This is a genomic window from Rothia nasimurium, assembly GCF_928392795.1.
Lineage (GTDB): Bacteria > Actinomycetota > Actinomycetes > Actinomycetales > Micrococcaceae > Rothia > Rothia nasimurium_F.
Genome location: NZ_CAKMTJ010000012.1, coordinates 30258 through 48611, shown reverse-complemented (window position 1 = coordinate 48611; position 18354 = coordinate 30258). Strand labels below are relative to the sequence as shown.

Here is an 18354-nt window from a genome sequence, read left to right as displayed (position 1 = left end):
AATGCTAGGTTGCGGCGTTCTGCCAGGTCGCGTGGGCATTTTGTGTCTGAGGAGTCGGCTTTGAAGTTTATGTATTTGACGGTTCGGTCTTTGGATCCTTCAGGTGCTGGTGCTCGGCGGTGGATGAGTCGGTGGAAGCCGGCGTTGAATGCTTTTGCTATTGTTTTTGGTGATCGGTTGCCGCAGGTGGCTGGTCGCTAGATTTGTTGTGGGTTTACACCGTTAATCTGACAGTCCCCCGGGAACTTCCTGTGGCTCTTCCAATACCGGTGCATCAACACTTGTTGTTGCTGAAAACGCCGCCAACCTTAACTGCGACCAGGTGCAGTCCATCTTCGCTGACTTCAACGCAGCATTTGCCCAGGGCGGTACCCACCATGTGATTCAGGGGTATTCCTGTGCCGCTCTGAGGGATCCTGAAATTGAAAAAAGCGGCAGGTCGGTTACCTGCATTCGGGTTGGTAACCGTCTTGAAGCGATGACGGTGCACCCGTTGGGTGGGATACCAGTGGAGTTTACCAGTGAGTATCTAGTACCGGATGCTAAAGATATTGCCTGGTTTGAAACGGACTTCGGATACTGTTCGATGATTCCAATTAACAGTACTGTTTCGTGCACACGCACTAAGACAGCTCCACCCTCTAACCCACTAGTCATGGATCAGTCCACTCCGCCTCACTACCTTCCCACTGGTGGGTCCTACCCCAGCCAAGGTAGTTCTCCCATCTACCTACCTGCAGGATATACGCTCACCTACAGCGGGATGGCCTGTCTCAACGAAGGGCACCAGATCACCTGCGACAACGGTGTGTACAGGTTCTCGATTAGCCCGACGGGCGATTCGCTATAGAAAGCTGAGCGAGAAGATAACGATGAAAAATAAAGCATCATTCCTGTCAATTGCGGCTGCTGTAACGCTAACGCTCACTGGCTGCGTCACCATCAACAGGGCTAGCGACGAGCCATCGCCGCAGGTGACCACCGTGGTGGTAACACCTGAGACGAGTTCCCCCGCACCTACTGAAGCTAGCTCAGCCGAAGCTCCTCAGGATACAGCGACCTCAGCACCTGCTACACAGACCCAAGCGCCTCAACCCGCTGCGCCTGAAGGTGTCGCTCCCGGCACTTCGTGCGGGCCTTCCAACACTGGTAGAACAACCCTCGTGGTTGCTGAAAACGCAGCTAATCTGAACTGTGCCCAGGTGCAGTCCATCTTCGCTGACTTCAACGCGGCATTCGCAAACGGCGGCGCCACTCATCATCAGATTCAGGGGTTCGCTTGCCACACCCGCTCACCCGGTGATGTGGAAATAGAGGGCCGCTCCGTAACCTGTACTCAGGGCGGAACTCGCCTGGAAGCAATGACTCAATTTGGTCTCGGTGGAGTCCCAGTTGCAAATCCCAGGATCTACGTGGATGGTGAATACGGGTTAGGCGCAGATTTCAGCACTTCATTTGCTGACTGCTCGATGGGTGGTGTGGACGCTTATGGTTTCGGATGCACCTATTACCCTGATGGGAAAAACCCTGTTTCCGCTGGAATTGCACTCCAAGTTCTTGGCAATGCGACACCAGGTCCGGGCACCAGAGAACTAGCACAGCGATCACCGCGTCCAGGTTTCGTTCAACTTCCAGTAGGTCAATCTTTCTACTATAAAAATATCGCTTGTATCAACAACGGTGATTCAGTTACTTGTGTTTCTGGTGACCAGGGGTTCACTGTTACTCAAAATGGGCATACTTTTCACTAATCATTAGCTAATCGGTTAAATAATGAAAAAATTTATTCAATTCGCTGCACTATCGGCCTCATCAGTTTTATTAATGACTGGTTGTATTACGGTCAATCAGCAGCCCACTGCTCAGCCTGAACCTCAGGTAACGACAGTTACAGCATCAGCGTCACCCGAACCAAGTCTCCCTGCAGTGTCTGCATCTTCCGAGCAGACTCTGGAAGCAGATAGCGGCACGGAGGCTGAAGCATCTTCACTAGCTCCCTCAGGCGTTGCTCCCGGCACTTCGTGTGGGGCTTCAAATACCGGTGCTTCCACTCTGGTAGTCGCCGAAAATGCGGCTGGTCTCAACTGCGACCAGGTACAGTCCATCTTCGCTGACTTCAACGCGGCCTTCGCAAACGGCGGAGCCACTCACCATCAGATCCAAGGGTTCGCCTGTCATACCAGAGGTAATTCTGACATTTGGAGAGAAGGACGCTCAGTCACCTGCACGAATAACGGCACCCGGCTAGAAGCAATGACTGTCTATAACGCCGGAGGGGTACCCGTAGTCTCCAACTCCGTGTATACCGACCCTAATGGTCGTCCGGACACAGATATTGTATTTTCTACGGGCTTTGCTCACTGCAGGATTTGGACAGGTTCTAGCGGCACCAGTACAGGCTGTAGCACCACAGCAGCGGATTCAGTGAGCATCCATTTCTACGATAATCCAAATCCAAGACACAATTTTTCTGGCGAACCTAACGTCTCCCACGGCCAACCGTCAAATAGTGATGCACCAATGCTGCCAGTCGGTCAGTCGATCAGCATATCGAGTTCTTCTTGCCTCAATGATGGAACTTTCATCATCTGCCAGGGGCAAAATTATGGGTTCAAGTTGTCAGCAGACTCTTACAGCACCACCCCATAGGTCTCTACTGCTTCAGTTCAAGACTTTGTACCGCGGGGTGCCCAGAAACAATGCATTTTCACATTATTTCTGGGCACCCCGCGGTACAAACTTATTGATTCAAGAGCAGTGAGGCTCTTTGCCACATCTCACTACAGGTTCCGGCAAGAACCTGCTAGTACAGCTTCCCCACTACACTCTCAGCCGCCGCCAGCAGTTCGCCGCTAGCGACCAGCTGAACGGTCTGCTCGATTTCGGGTGAGAGAAAGCGATCGGGGCCGGGGCCAGCAACGTCCTTGCGCAGGCGCTCAATCACAGCGGCGGTTGCCGGGGCGGGAGTCTGCGGGGCGCGCAGGTCGATGCCGCGGGCGGCTGTGAGGATTTCGATGGCAAGGACGCGGGTGAGCCCGTCCACTGCCTTGCGCAGCTTGCGGGCAGCCGACCAGCCCATGGAGACGTGATCCTCCTGCATGGCGGACGAAGGAATGGAATCTGCCGAGGCAGGTACGGCCAGGCGCTTGAGCTCAGAGACAATCGCGGCCTGGGTGTACTGGGCGATCATGTGGCCCGAGTCCACACCGGGGTCGTCGGCTAGGAAGGGCGGCAGGCCGCGGTTGCGGGCAACATCGAGGAAGCGGTCGGTGCGGCGCTCCGAGATGGAGGCAGCATCGGCCACTGCGATGGCCAGGAAGTCCAGCACGTAGGCTACCGGAGCGCCGTGGAAGTTACCGTTTGATTCCACACGGCCGTCGAGGGTCACCACGGGGTTATCAACCGCCGATGCCAGCTCGCGCAGGGTAACGGTGCGGGCGTGTTCGATGGTGTCGCGCACAGCACCGGCAACCTGGGGTGCGCAGCGCAAGGAGTAGGCGTCCTGCACGTAGGTGGTCACGTTCTCAGCGTGGTGCTGGATAATGCCGGAACCCTCCAGCACCTTCTTCATATTGGCGGCAGCGGCCCCCTGGCCGGGGTGGGGTCGCAGCTCATGCAGTTCGGGAGCAAAGACGCGGTCGGTACCGGCAAGACCCTCAACGCTCATGGCCGCAGCGACGTCAGCGAGTTTGACCAGGGCGTCCAGGTCGGTCAGGGCCATCACCAGCATACCCAGCATACCGTCGGTACCGTTGATGAGGGCCAGGCCCTCCTTCTCGGCCAGTTCAACCGGGGTCAGCCCGAACTTCTCAAAAGCCTCAGCGGTCTCGTAGAGCTGACCGCCGGCGTCCCGTACCTGGCCCTCACCAATGATGGCCAGGGCGCAGTGGGACAGGGGCGCCAAGTCGCCGGAGCAGCCCAGCGAACCGTACTCGCGCACTACCGGGGTCAGGCCGGCTGACAGCATATCGGCGTAGGCCTGGGCGACGACCGGGCGGACGCCGGTGCGGCCGGTTGCCAGGGTTGACAGACGCAGGAGCATAAGGGCGCGGATGACCTCGGTTTCAACCTCGGGGCCAGATCCTGCTGCGTGGGAGCGAATCAGGCCGCGCTGCAGGGCCTTGCGCATCTCCAGGGGAATGTGCTTGTTGGCCAGGGCACCGAAGCCGGTGGAGACGCCGTAGACGGGGGTGTCTGAGTTGGCCAAATCGCGGATGCGCTGGCTGGATTTTTCGATTTCAGCCAGGGCCTCTTCGCTGATGGTGACGGCTGCGCCGTGGCGGGCAACAGCGATCAGGTCGGCGAAGCTCACGGGCCCAAGGCCCACGGTGACGGTGGTGGTCATGGTTTTCTCCTTTGAAAATTTAGAGATGCCCTACTCCGGCAAAGGCGTGTGCCGGGTCAGGACGGTGTGGATCAGGCGGGCTGCTGTTTTGGCGGTGCGTCCGTCGATGTCGTGGGAGGGGTTGAGTTCGGCCACGTCGAAGGCGGCGAGCTTGCCCGAGGCAGCAACCCTGCTCATGATGCGGTTGATGATGGCTGGGTCAACGCCGAGTGCGGCAGGGGCGCTGACGCCGGGGGCAACGGCCGCTGGCAGGACGTCTAGATCCAGGGTCAGGTAGATCAGGTCGACGTTTGCGGTGAAGACCTCAACGAACTTGTCGATGGCTTGTAGGTTGCCCCAGTGGGTTTCTTCATCGAGCAGGTAGTGCACGCGGGCGCGGTCTGCGGCGTCGAAGAGTACCTGGGTGTTGGCTGCCTCAGAGATGCCCACGACCGCGTAGGTCAGTTCGGTGCCCGCCCATTCTTCGTCGGCGAGCGCCTGGCTGAAGGGGGTTCCGCTGGTGGGTTCGTCCGCTTCGCGCAGGTCGAAGTGGGCGTCGAGGTTGAGGATGCCGATACGTGCGGCTCTGCCCTGCCCCCGATGGTTTTTTCTGCGGGCGGACGCCGCTAGCCCCAGGTAGGTGCCGTAGGCGACTTCGTGCCCGCCACCGAGTACCACGGGCAGGGAGCCTTCGTCGATGGTGGCGGTGACGGCTTCTGAGAGCCTGCGGTGGCCGCCGACGAGGTCGCGGTTGGTGACGACGACGTCACCGGCGTCGCCCAGGACTAGGTCGGTGCGGCGGTTACCGGTGGTTCCCTGAGCCAGGGCTAGGGTTCCCAGGGCTGAGCGCAGGGCGGTGGGCCCTTCGGCTGCGCCGGTGCGCCCCTGGTTGCGGCGGACCCCCTCGTCGGAGGCAAAGCCGACGAAGACCGCGTCCGGGCGCTGGGTCAGCTGGGCAAGCGGCTGCACCGTCTGGAAGAGTCTGCGGTGCTCGGCACCGGGGCCGTCGTCGCGTCCGCTCCAGGTCGGGGCCTGCCGGTCGGTAAAAGCCTGTATCACTAGATGTCCTCCTCGTGCAGGGGTACGACGGTTTGCCCGTCCTTCCAGACGCCGGCGACCAGGGGCACGCCGGGGCGGTAGGCCAGGTGCAGGTGGTTGGGGGCGTCCAAGGCAAGGACGTCGGCGCGGGCACCCACGGTCAGGGCACCGATGTCGGTGCGCCCCAGGGCTGCCGCTCCCCCGGCGGTTGCCGCCCACACAGCTTCATCCGGGCTCATGTGCAGATCGCGCACGGCCAGAGCGATGCAGAAGGGAATGGAGGTGGTGAAGGAGGTGCCGGGGTTGCAGTCAGCCCCCAGAGCCACGGTAGCCCCGGCATCCAGCAGGCGGCGGGCGTTGGGGTAGTCACCCCGGGTAGAAAAGTCGGCCCCGGGGAGAACCGTAGCCACCGTAGAGCTATTAGCCAGGGCGTCAACGTCCGCGTCCGACAAGTAGACCACGTGATCCACACTGGCGGCTCCAAGCTCCACTGCCAGCTGCACACCGGCCCCGTAGGTCAGCTGGTTGCCGTGCACGCGAGCCTTCAAACCGGCAGCTATACCTGCCTGAAGAACTGCCCGCGACTCGTCCTCGCTAAAGGCCCCGCGTTCACAGAAAACATCAATCCAGGAGGCGTAGGGGGCACACTTGGGAATCATGGTGTCTACCACCATCTGAACATATTCGTCCTGCTTATCCCGGTACTCCGGCGGAGCCACGTGGGCAGCGAGCAGGGTGACCTCGTCGGTGCAGGCAGCGGCGACCTGCACCGACTTCAGCTCAGACTCGGCTGACTGGCCGTAGCCGGTCTTTACCTCAATCGTGGTCGCCCCGGCCCGGGCGTACTCCTGCATGAGCGAGCGGGTATTGAGTTCCAGCTCCGCTGCGCTGGCGGCCCGGGTGGCCTCGATGGTGGTGCGGATGCCACCGGCCTCATACGGTTTGCCCTCCATGCGAGCGGCAAACTCGTGCGAGCGGTCCCCGGCAAAGACTAGGTGGGAGTGGGATTCCACGAAGCCCGGCAGCACGGCACGCCCGCCCATATCTAGGCAGCGGTCGGACACCGGTGCCTGGCTGGCTGCACCAACCCAGGTGATGCGGCCCTGCTCCACCACGAAGGCGGCATTCTCGAGCACGCCCAGGGGCCCGCGGTCCAGAGCGGGGTCGTTGGTGACCAGCGACCCGATGTTGGTAAAGAGACGGCTGGTCATGGCTAGCGGTTTTCCTGCATGGGAATACGAACCCCGCGCTCAGCCGCAACCTGCTGGGCGTACTCGTAGCCGGCGTCCGCATGGCGAATCACGCCCATGCCGGGGTCGTTGGTCAGCACCCGCTCCAGCTTGGCAGCAGCTAACTCAGAGCCGTCTGCGATGCAGACCTGGCCCGCATGGATAGAGCGGCCCATACCTACGCCGCCACCGTGGTGAATGGAGACCCAAGAGGCACCCGATGAGGTATTGACCAGGGCGTTGAGCAGGGGCCAGTCAGCGACCGCGTCGGTGCCGTCCTTCATGCCCTCGGTTTCGCGGTAGGGGGAGGCAACCGAACCGGAATCCAGGTGGTCACGGCCAATAGCGATGGGGGCAGAGAGCTCACCGTTTGCTACCATCTCGTTGAACTTGAGACCTGCCTTGTGGCGCTCACCGTAGCCCAGCCAGCAGATACGGGCGGGCAGGCCCTCGTAGGCGACCTTTTCACCGGCCATGGTGATCCAGCGCTTGAGGTGCTCGTTCTCGGGGAAGAGTTCGAGAATCGCCTGGTCGGTCTTCTTGATGTCTTCGGGGTCGCCAGAGAGGGCGCACCAGCGGAAGGGGCCCAGACCCTCTTCGAAGAGGGGGCGGATGTAGGCGGGCACGAAGCCGGGGAAGTCAAAGGCGCGCTGGTAGCCTGCCTTGCGGGCCTCGTCGCGGATGGAGTTGCCGTAGTCGAAGACCTCGGCGCCGGCGTCCATAAAGCCAACCATTGCCTCAACGTGGGCTGCCATTGCCTCGCGGGAGCGCTTGGTGAAGAGCTCGGGGTCGCGGGCGGCTTCTGCCTTCCAGTCCTCGAAGGTGACCTCGGTGGGCAGGTAGCTGAGCGGGTCGTGGGCGCTGGTCTGGTCGGTGACGATGTCGATGGGGGCCTTGTGGCGCAGTAGCTCGGGGAAGATCTCGGCGGCATTGCCGACGACGCCGATGGACAGGGGCTTCTTGGCGTCGCGGGCCTCGATGGCGAGCTCTAGGGCGTGGTCGAGGTCGCGGGCCTTGATGTCCAGGTACTTGTGGTCGATGCGGCGGTCAACGCGGGACTCATCAACGTCCACGCAGATAGCCACGCCCTCGTTCATGGTCACAGCCAGGGGCTGGGCACCGCCCATACCGCCAAGGCCGGCAGTCAGGGTAATGGTTCCGGCCAGGGTGCCGCCAAAGCGCTTGCGGGCTACCGCACCGAAGGTCTCGTAGGTGCCCTGCAGAATGCCCTGAGTGCCGATGTAGATCCAGGAGCCCGCGGTCATCTGACCGTACATCATCAGGCCTTCGGCTTCGAGCTTGCGGAAGTGCTCCCAGTTAGCCCAGTCGCCCACCAGGTTGGAGTTAGCCAGCAGCACGCGCGGGGCCCATTCGTTGGTGCGGAAGACACCCACGGGCTTGCCGGACTGCACCAGCATGGTCTCATCGCTCTTGAGGGTCTTGAGGGTGGCGACGATAGCGTCAAAGGCTTCCCAGGAGCGGGCTGCGCGGCCGGTGCCGCCATAGACCACCAGGTTATCGGGGTGCTCGGCTACCTCGGGGTCGAGGTTGTTCATGAGCATACGCAGGGCGCCTTCCTGCTGCCAGCCAAGGGTGTTGAGTTCGGAGCCGCGAGGGGCACGGACGGGGCGGGGGCCGCTGGTTGTCATGTCTACTCCTTTGTACATGATGGTCTGCTTTGCCCAGCTTCTGGTTCTTTACTTTTGCCTGACCGCGCCGGGGCGGTACAGTTGAAAGATGAAGAGGGTCACACACCTATCTTCTTGTATATACAACTGGTTGTCAATGGAGTAGGCGTGGAAAAAATTACCGACTTGTCCCAGCAGTTCGCTGACCACAAAGACAGCAAGGCCCCCGCCTACCAGCTCCTCAAAACCATCATCACCGAGCAAATCACCGGCGGGCACTGGGACGCAGGTGAAACCATCCCCTCAGAAAACGAAATAGCCAGCGCCCTGGGGCTCTCCCGTATGACGGTTAACCGCGCAATCCGCGAAATGACGCTGGAGGGTCTGCTGGTGCGCACCCGCGGTGTGGGCACCTTCGTGGCAGAGCACAAAAAATCTTCTGCCCTCTTTGAGGTGCGCAACATTGCCGATGAAATCACCGAACGCGGCCACACCCACAGCAGCACAGTACTCACCCTCGAAGAGATACCGGCAGCCCAGGCCCAGCGCCGCCTAGCCCCAGAGCTGGGCGAGAGGGTCTTCCACAGCGTGCTGGTCCACTACGACGACGGGCTGCCCATCCAGCGCGAAGAACGCTACGTCAACGCCGTAGCCATACCCAACTATCTAGAGCAGGACTTCACCAGGATTACCCCCAACTTTTACCTGGGGCAGTGCTCCCCTATTACCCGGGGTACGCACACCGTTGAGGCTGTGCTACCCACCAGCACCCAGGCGTCCGACCTGCACATCACCCCGGCCGACCCCTGCCTGCGCCTACTGCGCAGCACCTGGTCGGGCGATGAACTCATCAGCCAGGTAGTGCTGCTGCACCCCGGCTCCCGCAGCAGACTCGAAGGGTCTTTTGGCAGCTAGTCTTGTGTGGGGTCCTTGCCCTCGCTCAGGGAGTCCCAGGCGTCGATTTCGTCCGTTTCTTCGGCAGAAGCCACGCGGGCAGCCCGGGCAGCTGACCGGTCGTACTTGCGCCCGGTCTTCCAGTGGGAGGTAGCAACAAAGGCCCACACACCGGCCAGGGCAACCAGCACACCGCACACGGTCGCCAGCAGGGGCATGACGGTCACAGCGTAGGAGTTAGCCGGGGCGTTAGTACCGGTCATCGCACTGACCTGGGCCATAGAGGCAGCCTGCGGGTCGGCGTTCACGCCAAAGGCAGCTACCGCCAGACCCAGCCCCACGCCCACCAGCAAGAGGGCCAGTACCTTGCGGAGCTTAGGCCCGGCAATCCGCAGGGCAACCGACGCCACCAGGGCAACCAGGGCCAGGGCAGAGACGGTGGGGCCAGCGTCCGCACCGGAAATGTCCAGGGTGGAGGTCGCCACGACCGTGCTGACCTCGGCCCGAATCCAGGTGGGCAGGGTGGTTAGGAAGGCGGCAGCAGAAACCGCCATGGCCCCCAGCATCACGCGGGCAGGTTTAGCCCAACCCGGCACCGGGCGCACACGTGCAGCTTCAGCAGGCAGAGCCTGATTCTCGCCCATTTAGTCGATCACCTCGGTTGACAGAGGGGCCAGACCTGATGCGGTGAGCACAGCGCGCAGGGGCGCTGCCGCCTTGTTCACGGTCTCCTGGGCCTCGGAGGCGGGCACGGAGTCCATGACGATACCGGCTCCTGCCTGCACGTAGGCGCGTCCGCTCTTGAGCACGGCGGTGCGGATGGCAATGGCCATGTCCATGTTGCCCGCAAAATCGAAGTAGCCGCACACGCCACCGTAGACGCCGCGAGCGCTCACCTCGTACTCGTCGAGTAGCTGCATGGCGCGGGGCTTGGGCGCGCCCGAGAGGGTGCCTGCGGGGAAGGCTACGCGCAGCACGTCGTAGGCGTTCATGCCCTCGGCTAGCTGGGCCTGCACCTCGGATGAGATGTGCATGATGTGGCTGAAGCGCTCGATTTCCATGAACTGGGTGACGTTGACAGAACCGGGTACCGCGATGCGGGAGAGGTCGTTGCGGGCCAGGTCGATGAGCATGAGGTGCTCGGAGCGTTCCTTCTCGTCCGCCAGCAGTTCTTCAGCCAGGGCTAGGTCTTCTTCGCGGGTGGCACCGCGCGGACGGGACCCGGCAATGGGGTGGGTGGTGGCGGTGCCGTTTTTGAGGGTGACCAGGGCTTCGGGTGAGGAGCCGACAATCTGGAAGGGCTCGCCATCGACCGTGGACTCGAAGTTGAAGAGGTACATGTAGGGCGAGGGGTTGGACTGGCGCAGTACCCGGTAGACGTCCAGGGCGCTGGCGCGGTTCTCGGCCTCAAAGCGGCGGGAGATGACGATCTGGAAAACGTCACCGTCCAGGATGTTTTTCTTGGACTTATCGATAGCATCCAAGAAGCCCTGCTCAGCCCAGGTGTGCTTGACCTGGGCGACTTTTGCTTCGACGTTTGCCGTGCCGGTGAGGGTTGAGACGGAGTCGGGGGCGGGCTGGGCCAGCTTGTCCATCATGGCGTAGACGCGGGAGAGGGCGTCGGCGTAGGCCGCGTCGATGTTTTCGTCGGTGCCGTTGAAGTTGATGGCGTTGGCAATCAGGGTGACGGTGCCGTCGGCGTTATCGTGCACTGCCATGTCTGAGACGATGTTGAGGGCGAATTCGGGCAGGTTGACGTCGTCCGCTGGTCCGCCGGGCAGTTTCTCCCAGTGGCGCACCACGTCCCAGCCCATGTAGCCGACCAGGCCGCTGGTGAGAGGGGGCAGGTTATCGAGGGGCTCGGTATGCAGCATTTCGAGGGTCTCACGGATAGCCTCAACGGGGTCGCCCTCGGTGGGTGCGCCGGAGGGGGTGAGCCCCTGCCACACGATCTGCCCGTTCTTGGTGGTGAGGGTTGAGCGGCTTGAGGCCCCGATAAAGGAGTAGCGGGACCACTGCTTCTGCTCGTTGGCTGATTCCAGTAGGAACGTGCCGGGGGCGGGCACCCCGTCGGCAGCAACCAGTGCACGGTAGATGCCGATGGGGGTCATGGCGTCTGCGAGAACCTTGACGCGCACGGGGATGACGCGGCGGCTGGTCGCTAGTTCACGGAACTCTTCTAGGGTCGGTTCTACGATTCCCAAGTCGTGCATGGTGTCCTCTGGTTGTGGTGTGTCTGGGGTGCTATTCGGGGCGGACGCCGGTTGCGGCGGGCAGCTGCCCGCCGGCTTCGAAGCAGGTGGTGGTTCCGGTGTGGCAGGCTGCGCCTACCTGGTCTGCCTCAATAAGTAGGGCGTCGCCGTCGCAGTCGATGCTGACGCTTTTGACGTACTGGTAGTGGCCGCTGGTGTCGCCCTTGCGCCAGTATTCCTGGCGGGAGCGGGACCAGAAGGTGACCCGCCCTTCGGTGAGGGTGCGGCGCAGGGCTTCGTCGTTCATCCAGCCGAGCATGAGCACGTCGCGGGTGTCGTACTGCTGGATGATGGCAGCGAATAAGCCGTGCTCATCGCGTTTGAGGCGGGCGGCGATATCGGCGGGCAGTGAAACGCCCTCGGTGGCGCTGGGTGCTGGTGTACTCACCTTTCCATCCTAGCTGATGGTGGTAGCGGGGCTGGGGCAGCTCTCAGCATCTGGCTACGGGCTGGGGCTGCTGCTTGTAGGGCTGGTGCCTGCGCTGGGTGGGGCAGCCTGCCGGTAGGTTTCTGCGTGGTGAGCTACCTGGTTGGCGTAGACCACCGACCGGTTGTAGGCCAGCACTCCGCGCTGCCAGCCCTCGTCGGTGCTGGTGTCGCGCTGCCCCTGGCAGAGGTAGACGGCAGTGGTCAGAGCCGCATCATCAATTTGGTGGGGGTCGCGCTTACCGTCGGCGTTGCCGTCCTGCCCGATGTAATCCCAGGTGGAGGGGATGAACTGGAGCGGCCCCACCGCCCGGTCCCACTGAGTGTCGTCATCGAGCTGCCCGCCGTCGGAGTCTTCAACCGCCATCACCCCTTCGGACCCGTCGAGGGCCGGGCCGAAAATTTTGGGGGTTACCTGGCCACTCTGATCAGTGCTGGCACCCCGGTAGGTGCCGTGCAGGGTTTCCACCGCGCCGATGCCCGCAATGGTGTTCCAGCCCAACCTGCACTCCGGGTAGGTCTGCGCCACGCGCAAGGACGCCCCCGCATACGCCGCCAGCACCCGCCGGGGAATATCGGTCGCATCTGCGGTGGCATCGAGCCAGGAGCTGTCAGCCAGCTCGGCGATAGGGGTCTGCTCTGTTACGCTCTGTTGCGCGGACGCCGGCAGCACCTGCTCGGGCGCGGCAGGGAGTGTGGTGGGCAAGTTCTCGCGTGATGCTCCCTGGTAGCTAGCGGAACATCCGCTCACGGTAAGAGCGGCGAGAGCCAGGAAGGGGGTCAGGCGCGCTCTAGCGGAAATCGTCATACGACCTTTCAGGGGTTGGGTTCTGGTGAAAGCCTAGCGGCTGTGGGTCAAGACGGAGTGGGCGGACGCTGAGTGTTTCCTGCAAGCCGTAACCTGTCTCGACAGTTGCCCTGGCTCGCTCTCTGGTCCGGCTTCGGGTTTAGACTGGGCGTATGACTTCTTCTGCCCTTGTTACCTCAGAACGCACCGCCCTACTTGATGCTCTCGCTGCGGCGGGGCCGTCCGCCCCCACTCTCTGTGAGGGCTGGGAAACCCGCCACCTGGCAGCCCACCTGCTGCTGCGCGAGTCCAAGCCCACCCTGGCAGCCGGGGTCATGGGAGGCCCGCTGGGAGCCCGCACCGAACGCGCCACCAACCAGCTAGCCGATGAACTGACCGGCCAGCGCCGCTACGAGAAGGCCCTCCGCGACTTTGAGACCCTGCCGGGTTACCTGCACATGCGCTCGCACTTTCCCAGCCTGGACGAGGCCATGAACCTGATTGAGTATTTTGTGCATACCGAGGACGTCCGCCGCGCCTCCCTGACTGACGGCGAGCAGCTGCCCCCGCGCGTCCTGGCCGAAGGCGTGCAGGAGAAGATGTGGCAGGTGCTGAGGGCGAGGGCCCGTATGATGGCCGGGAAGAAGTACCCTGACGGGCTGGTGTTGGAAGCGCCGGGCTACTCCCCCGCTGTTCATACCGTGATCGCCCCGCCTGCTGGCCGGGTGGCAACAGTGCTGACCGGCGAGCCGGGCGAACTGGTGCTCTACCTCTTCGGGCGCGAGGCTGCGGCCCGGGTTGAGGTGAGCTAAGGGCCGGTTGTGGCGCGCGCCTGCTCAGCTCTGCCCCAAGTAGGGACCAGAAAACTCCCAATAGTATGTGTGCACCACAAGGATTTTGGGAGGAATCTGGTCCCTAGTTGCTACATAGCCTCTGCGGCCAGGTAACCCGGCAGCCACATCGCTTCCCAGGCCGGGGCCTCGGCAGCCAGCACGGTACCTGCCCGGTCAGGAACCTGGGTCGCCAAGCAATAGGCGGATGCGTCAGCAGTTCGCACCAGATAACCGTACTCGACCATTTCCCGACGCATAAAGGCAAAGTCGGGCCAGAGGGCGGCCAGAATCTCGTTAACCTGTTTCTCGGTGTAGGTGCGCCCTGGCTCAAAATAGGTCACCAGGTGCAACAGCAGGTGGGCGCGGGTGCGGCGCTTGGAGGGCCAGGAGGTCAGGCGTCCGCCCTGCAGAAAACGGTCAACGACTGTGCGGTGCTCTGCGTAGGCTTGTTCGCGGGGATCGGTTAGGACGTCGGTCGTCGGCCTGGTCTTGAGGAGGGCTGCTCGGGCGGTGGTGTAGTTCTCACCGGTTTCTTCCATGCGGGCACGCACGAGCTTTTTGAAGTTTGATTGGGCAGTCACGGGTATCGACTTTCTTCGCACTCTAGCTGCGGTATCAATCGACGGTTCGGTGGTGCCTACCCCGGCCTTGAAATGCCGGTGCAACCCGAGAATTCTCTTCCCTTCGCGCTGATGGCCTGCTTGCTAGAGTCACAGGGGCAAAGCGCTGGGCGGTGGGTGACGCCTCACACCTTTATATCACAGTCGCTCCCGAATGTAACCGAAAATGCCATCTGCGTGTTCTTTGACCGCGCAGATGGCATTTTCGATTACCTTCAATGGGCGGACGGACGCCCGCCCCGGCTTGGCGGGGCAGCACAAGCCAGCAGATGGTGTAAAGACCTAGAGGCTAACCTCTCCCCTGATGAGGGTGTGGGTTGTCCCGCCAACCCAGATGTCGGGTGTGCCGGTGGGGCCGGCGTCCTGCCCTACCGTGATGGTGAGTCTGCCGTCGCGGTGCAGGCAGGTGCCCTGGCGTACGGTGTAGGTTCCGGCAACCCGGTTTTCGCGAGCGAGCCACTGGGCGACGGAGGCGTTGAGGGAGCCAGTGACCGGGTCCTCAGAAACACCGATGCCGGGCACGAAGGCGCGGATGTCGTAGGCGATGTCTGAACCTTCCGGGTGCATGGCGAAGATGCCAAGCTTGAGGTCTGCGCCGCGGGCGAAGTCCGGGGTGAGGGCGAGCAGCCGGTCGGGGTCTGCGATTTCGACGGCGGACCAGCCGGGCCCGTTGTCGACCCACTGGTGGGAGAGAATCTGGCTGCGCTCTAGCCCTAGGGCGGTGGCGATGTCTGCCAGGGTTGCTTCGTCGAGGGCACCGGAGCGGACGGTTGCCGGTGCGGCGAAGGCGAGCTCTTGGCCGGTGCGGGTGATGTCGATGAGCCCGGCGGCGCATTCTTGCACGATGACGTCGGGGCGCTGCGGCTGACCACCGGCTTCTAGCCAGGCGTGGGCGCTGCCCAGGGTGGGGTGCCCTGCGAAAGGCAGTTCGCCACTGGGGGTGAAGATGCGGACGGCGTAGTCTGCCCGAGCGTCAGTCGGTTGGGTGATGAAGGTGGTTTCTGAGAGGTTGGTCCAGCGGGCAAAGTCCTGCATCTGCTCGTCGGTGAGGCCGCTGCCATCGAGCACCACGGCGAGGGGGTTGCCTTTGAGCGGAACCGAGCCGAACACATCGACCTGGGTGAAGGGGCGGATTTTCATGTGGGGTCCTTTCGCCTGCGCCTCTATGGGGTTTACTTCTACCCTACCCGGCAGCTGGCTAGCTCACCGCCCAGCCCTGGTGAGAAGGTGAGACACAAGTGCTGCACTTCGTCTTCCCAGCCTGCCCCTTGAGTATGATTAGTTTTCATCAGGGTAAAAGCTCTGCCTGGTGGCTAGGGCTTTTATGCTGAGCCGTTAGTTTGCCAATCTTGAGGGGCTTGTGTGTCTTCTTTGAACTATTCTCAGTTCATTTGGAATGTGGCTGATGTGTTGCGCGGTACCTATAAGCAGCATCAGTACGGTCAGATTATTTTGCCTTTCACGGTCTTGGCACGTCTTGATGCGGTGCTTGAGCCGACCAAGCAGGCTGTTCTAGAGGCAACAGAGGGCTATGTGCTCGATACGATTCCTCCGGCTATGCTGTCTGCCCGGGCGGGGCATGATTACAGTTTCTATAACCTCTCCCAGCACAACCTCAAGACCGTGGCTAATGACCCCGATACTCTTGAGCAGAACCTGCGTTCTTACATTAACCAGTTCAGTGAGAACGTGCGCGATATTTTTGAGAAGTATAAATTCGAAGACACCATCGCAGACCTAGCCGCCCAGAACCTGCTCTATCAGGTGATTCAGCATTTCTCGCGGGTGAACCTGCACCCAAACAAGGTGAGCAATGAGCAGATGGGCAATATCTTTGAGGAGCTGATTCGCAAACCTGATACAACCTCGAATAAGACTGCCAACATGCATTTCTATACACCACGTCAGAACACCTACAGAAAATTACTCACTTTTCAACGGACGAGCAGTTGTCAACCATAAAAACTTTATATACTAGAAATTGAAATTAACAATGAATAACCCAATTTTAATTCCATCAAATCAGCGATTTTCCTTAAAGAAAATTTTTCAAAATATGAACAAGATTAAAAAGGTTCAAAAATCTTCATCAGCGAAGCTGCAACAATAAGTCTTCATGCAACAGATTAAGGTGAAATTTTTCTGAGCAGACCAAAACTTGAAAGCAATAATATTACAGATTATCGAAAAAAATATTTAAAGCAACCTACATAACCAATAAATATTCAAATCAGAAGAAAAATCGGAAGGTGCGTGATTGGATGATCAAAAAAATTTGGGATAGCAGTAAAATTAATTTTGGAGCGATACCTATTTGTTTGATACTAATATATGCAGGTTTAACCGATGCTACTAATTATTGCAAAATAGCAATAATCTGCCACGCTCCTTCAACAGGGCGAACAGGAACCAGTGTAATACGTGAATTTATCAGCTTATTCCTACTAGTTTACCTATCTTCAAACATTTCCTACAAACTACTTAATAGAATCGAGGAAAAATCACCGATAGGCAAAGACGAGGGGACCAAGCCAGACTCCAGCGCAATACGAGATATTTTATCAGTGCTAAAATTTACCATTCCGATTATTCTTTCACTTTGCATTATTCTAATTTACTCAATACTAGGAATATCATGGTTAAATAAAATCAATCCGAATCAAACATGGATTAATTCACTCTCCCCAATCGGGACTTCTTTAGCCGCACTAATTACTATACTTGGAACCGTTAGCGCAGCTTTTATTGTTTACATTAACAGTAAAACTCAAAGAAAATTCGACTACACACGTCAACAAATTGATTCCAATAACGAAAGAGAAAAATTAGATTTTGAAAAATCAAAGGAAAATAGACGATTTTCATTCGACTATGAGAAATACCTTGATTCAAAACTTGACTCTTTTATTACGGGGAATTCTCTTAACGCGCACCAGATAAATAGTTTACTAAATCTTTACAACGACTGGGAGTTTGTTGCATCAAGCGATTCGGGTTTTGATAGCAGACAGCATTGGGAATCTAAGTCATTCATCAAAAGAAGCTACATCCTCAATAATATTTTAGATAAGGCAGAAAAAAAGGATAGCGATAAAATTTTACAGGCCTACAGAAAACTCTCAGCATTGTCAAATGATAAATTTTTTAAAGTAAACAATATAGATATTTCCGACATTTCCTTATCTGATATAACCTTATCTGAAAGAATTTATTTCACGAACGCAAATTTTGACTTTATCCATCTCAGTGATGTCACTATTAAGAACGTTTCTATCTATGACTGCAATATTAAAAATTTTTCTAGCAGCAATTCAAAAATTGAAATAGATTCGATAGCCTTCAATAAAAAGATGGCTTCCCGAAGCATTCAATACCTACTCAGCTGCGCGAGTATGGATTTTAAAACATTTGCAGTCTCCCATAATTTAAGTTGCCATATGGGTATAGACATCCTGCTTCGGAATACCCGCAATTTTAGAACATTCTACGGAATTACCTTCAACTTAGATGCCAGCAGAATTGGCGAGTTAGGAAATAGAAATAGAAATACCCCTATAAGAATAAGCAACTTGGTATTAATCGACTGCTTTCTGATGATTCATCCGGAATCAGTGATCTTCGAAAACTGCTTGATTATCAATTGTGATCTTAAATTATATAATAAACATGGAGAATTCCCAGCCCCTATTGAAATTAATTTAAATAACTCAAAAACTTCGTCTTGTAGAATCTTCACCAAATACAAAATTCAAGATGAATCCCTAGTAATTTATCACCCAGGTTCTACTGATATAAAAAGGAGCATATGGGGTAGCGATTCAATTTATGACTCAATTGCTAGCGAATACTTCTCCTCGAATGAATTTCTTGAAGAATCAAATGGGCATCAGATATCAATACTTGAGAAGTCCTTGCTGTCACCCAATAATTACAGAGTCCTGAAGCTACTGGATAACCCCACAGCAAAATTTGAAGAAATTTTAAAGCTATACTCATATGTTGATCAGCATACAAGGAAAGGGAAAGATTGGAATTCAGGTACTGTTGTTATTAGAGACACTAGCGTTACAAAAAATAGTAATAATGTTAAAATTATTTCATCACCAGTTTTAAATAAGCCTTAAATAATTTTTCTCAATTAAACAGTTGGGGATTTATTTAACGATTACTGCCTAACCTACCTATTTAAGACATTAATAAAGCTACGGTTCTTTGATAATAAGCTAGAGGGCTATATTAAATTAGATGGATGCTTAATGCCGACCTAACTTTGTCGGTAGAAACCTAGCTGAGGTCTTCAGCCAGGACGGCCAGCACATTCTA

General features: G+C 58.2%; 15 protein-coding genes and 1 pseudogene. 6 read left to right on the top strand and 10 right to left on the bottom strand.

The annotated features are described in order from the left end of the window. Positions 1 to 201: pseudogene (locus L6963_RS11305) on the top strand (IS256 family transposase); the annotation flags it as partial. 962 nt (positions 202 to 1163) lie between these two features. Further along, entirely contained in the window at positions 1164 to 1751 is a 588-nt protein-coding gene (locus tag L6963_RS11300; protein ID WP_237195764.1) for a hypothetical protein, read from the top strand. A gap of 1052 nt (positions 1752 to 2803) precedes the next feature. On the opposite strand, the gene hutH is transcribed toward L6963_RS11300, so the two are convergent. From hutH to hutU, 4 genes are read right to left on the bottom strand one after another with little or no spacing between them, the layout of a single operon-like run. Further along, complete coding sequence (gene hutH / locus L6963_RS11295) at positions 2804 to 4345, bottom strand: histidine ammonia-lyase (RefSeq protein ID WP_237207087.1); 1542 nt, start codon at positions 4343 to 4345, stop codon at positions 2804 to 2806. A 30-nt stretch (positions 4346 to 4375) separates the two neighbouring features. Then, positions 4376 to 5383 carry a formimidoylglutamase gene (hutG, locus tag L6963_RS11290; RefSeq protein ID WP_237207088.1) on the bottom strand — a complete coding sequence of 336 codons (1008 nt, stop codon included), beginning with the start codon at positions 5381 to 5383 and terminating at the stop codon, positions 4376 to 4378. Then, positions 5383 to 6573: an imidazolonepropionase gene (hutI, locus tag L6963_RS11285; RefSeq protein ID WP_237207089.1), complete on the bottom strand. Its 1191-nt coding sequence runs from the start codon at positions 6571 to 6573 to the stop codon at positions 5383 to 5385. The genes hutG and hutI overlap by 1 nt, the downstream gene beginning before the upstream one ends. A 2-nt stretch (positions 6574 to 6575) precedes the next feature. Further along, positions 6576 to 8240, bottom strand: a complete 1665-nt coding sequence (gene hutU, locus L6963_RS11280; RefSeq protein WP_237207090.1) for a urocanate hydratase — start codon at positions 8238 to 8240, stop codon at positions 6576 to 6578. 147 nt (positions 8241 to 8387) lie between these two features. Here hutU and hutC point away from each other — a divergent pair, with 147 nt between their 5' ends. Next, a complete protein-coding gene (gene hutC / locus L6963_RS11275) occupies positions 8388 to 9134 on the top strand; it encodes a histidine utilization repressor (protein WP_237207091.1) in 747 nt (248 codons plus the stop codon). Here hutC and L6963_RS11270 read toward each other — a convergent pair. Genes L6963_RS11270 through L6963_RS11255 form a run of 4 tightly spaced genes read right to left on the bottom strand, consistent with a single transcriptional unit; the run spans position 9131 to position 12599 of the window. Continuing rightward, positions 9131 to 9757: a Trp biosynthesis-associated membrane protein gene (locus tag L6963_RS11270; protein ID WP_237207092.1), complete on the bottom strand. Its 627-nt coding sequence runs from the start codon at positions 9755 to 9757 to the stop codon at positions 9131 to 9133. The genes hutC and L6963_RS11270 overlap by 4 nt on opposite strands. Then, positions 9758 to 11326: an anthranilate synthase component I gene (locus L6963_RS11265; RefSeq protein ID WP_237207093.1), complete on the bottom strand. Its 1569-nt coding sequence runs from the start codon at positions 11324 to 11326 to the stop codon at positions 9758 to 9760. A gap of 31 nt (positions 11327 to 11357) precedes the next feature. After that, positions 11358 to 11753, bottom strand: a complete 396-nt coding sequence (gene hisI / locus L6963_RS11260; RefSeq protein ID WP_237207094.1) for a phosphoribosyl-AMP cyclohydrolase — start codon at positions 11751 to 11753, stop codon at positions 11358 to 11360. Positions 11754 to 11807: 54 nt separating this feature from the next. Continuing rightward, complete coding sequence (locus tag L6963_RS11255; protein ID WP_237207095.1) at positions 11808 to 12599, bottom strand: lytic transglycosylase domain-containing protein; 792 nt, start codon at positions 12597 to 12599, stop codon at positions 11808 to 11810. A 152-nt stretch (positions 12600 to 12751) separates the two neighbouring features. Here L6963_RS11255 and L6963_RS11250 point away from each other — a divergent pair, with 152 nt between their 5' ends. Next, a complete protein-coding gene (locus L6963_RS11250) occupies positions 12752 to 13390 on the top strand; it encodes a TIGR03085 family metal-binding protein (protein ID WP_237207096.1) in 639 nt (212 codons plus the stop codon). A 110-nt stretch (positions 13391 to 13500) separates the two neighbouring features. Here the strand turns inward: L6963_RS11250 and L6963_RS11245 are convergent, their stop codons facing one another. Together L6963_RS11245 and L6963_RS11240 are read right to left on the bottom strand one after the other, a co-directional pair. Beyond that, a complete protein-coding gene (locus L6963_RS11245; protein WP_237207097.1) occupies positions 13501 to 13992 on the bottom strand; it encodes a DUF2087 domain-containing protein in 492 nt (163 codons plus the stop codon). Between the two features lie 321 nt (positions 13993 to 14313). Next, positions 14314 to 15171 carry a PhzF family phenazine biosynthesis protein gene (locus tag L6963_RS11240; RefSeq protein WP_237207098.1) on the bottom strand — a complete coding sequence of 286 codons (858 nt, stop codon included), beginning with the start codon at positions 15169 to 15171 and terminating at the stop codon, positions 14314 to 14316. A 222-nt stretch (positions 15172 to 15393) separates the two neighbouring features. Between L6963_RS11240 and L6963_RS11235 the strand changes: the two genes are divergently transcribed. Both L6963_RS11235 and L6963_RS11230 read left to right on the top strand, forming a co-directional pair. Then, positions 15394 to 15993 carry a type I restriction-modification system subunit M N-terminal domain-containing protein gene (locus tag L6963_RS11235; protein WP_237207099.1) on the top strand — a complete coding sequence of 200 codons (600 nt, stop codon included), beginning with the start codon at positions 15394 to 15396 and terminating at the stop codon, positions 15991 to 15993. Between the two features lie 287 nt (positions 15994 to 16280). Continuing rightward, on the top strand, positions 16281 to 18155 hold the full coding sequence (locus tag L6963_RS11230; protein WP_237209157.1) for a hypothetical protein: 1875 nt from the start codon (positions 16281 to 16283) through the stop codon (positions 18153 to 18155). The last annotated feature ends 199 nt before the right edge of the window (positions 18156 to 18354 follow it).

Coding starts and splice junctions, on each gene's coding strand:
- hutH (WP_237207087.1), bottom strand. CDS start 4,345: ATGACCACCACCGTCACCGTGGGCCTTGGGCCCGTGAGCTTCGCCGAC.
- hutI (WP_237207089.1), bottom strand. CDS start 6,573: ATGACCAGCCGTCTCTTTACCAACATCGGGTCGCTGGTCACCAACGAC.
- hutU (WP_237207090.1), bottom strand. CDS start 8,240: ATGACAACCAGCGGCCCCCGCCCCGTCCGTGCCCCTCGCGGCTCCGAA.
- L6963_RS11270 (WP_237207092.1), bottom strand. CDS start 9,757: ATGGGCGAGAATCAGGCTCTGCCTGCTGAAGCTGCACGTGTGCGCCCG.
- L6963_RS11265 (WP_237207093.1), bottom strand. CDS start 11,326: ATGCACGACTTGGGAATCGTAGAACCGACCCTAGAAGAGTTCCGTGAA.
- L6963_RS11255 (WP_237207095.1), bottom strand. CDS start 12,599: ATGACGATTTCCGCTAGAGCGCGCCTGACCCCCTTCCTGGCTCTCGCC.
- L6963_RS11250 (WP_237207096.1), top strand. CDS start 12,752: ATGACTTCTTCTGCCCTTGTTACCTCAGAACGCACCGCCCTACTTGAT.
- L6963_RS11240 (WP_237207098.1), bottom strand. CDS start 15,171: ATGAAAATCCGCCCCTTCACCCAGGTCGATGTGTTCGGCTCGGTTCCG.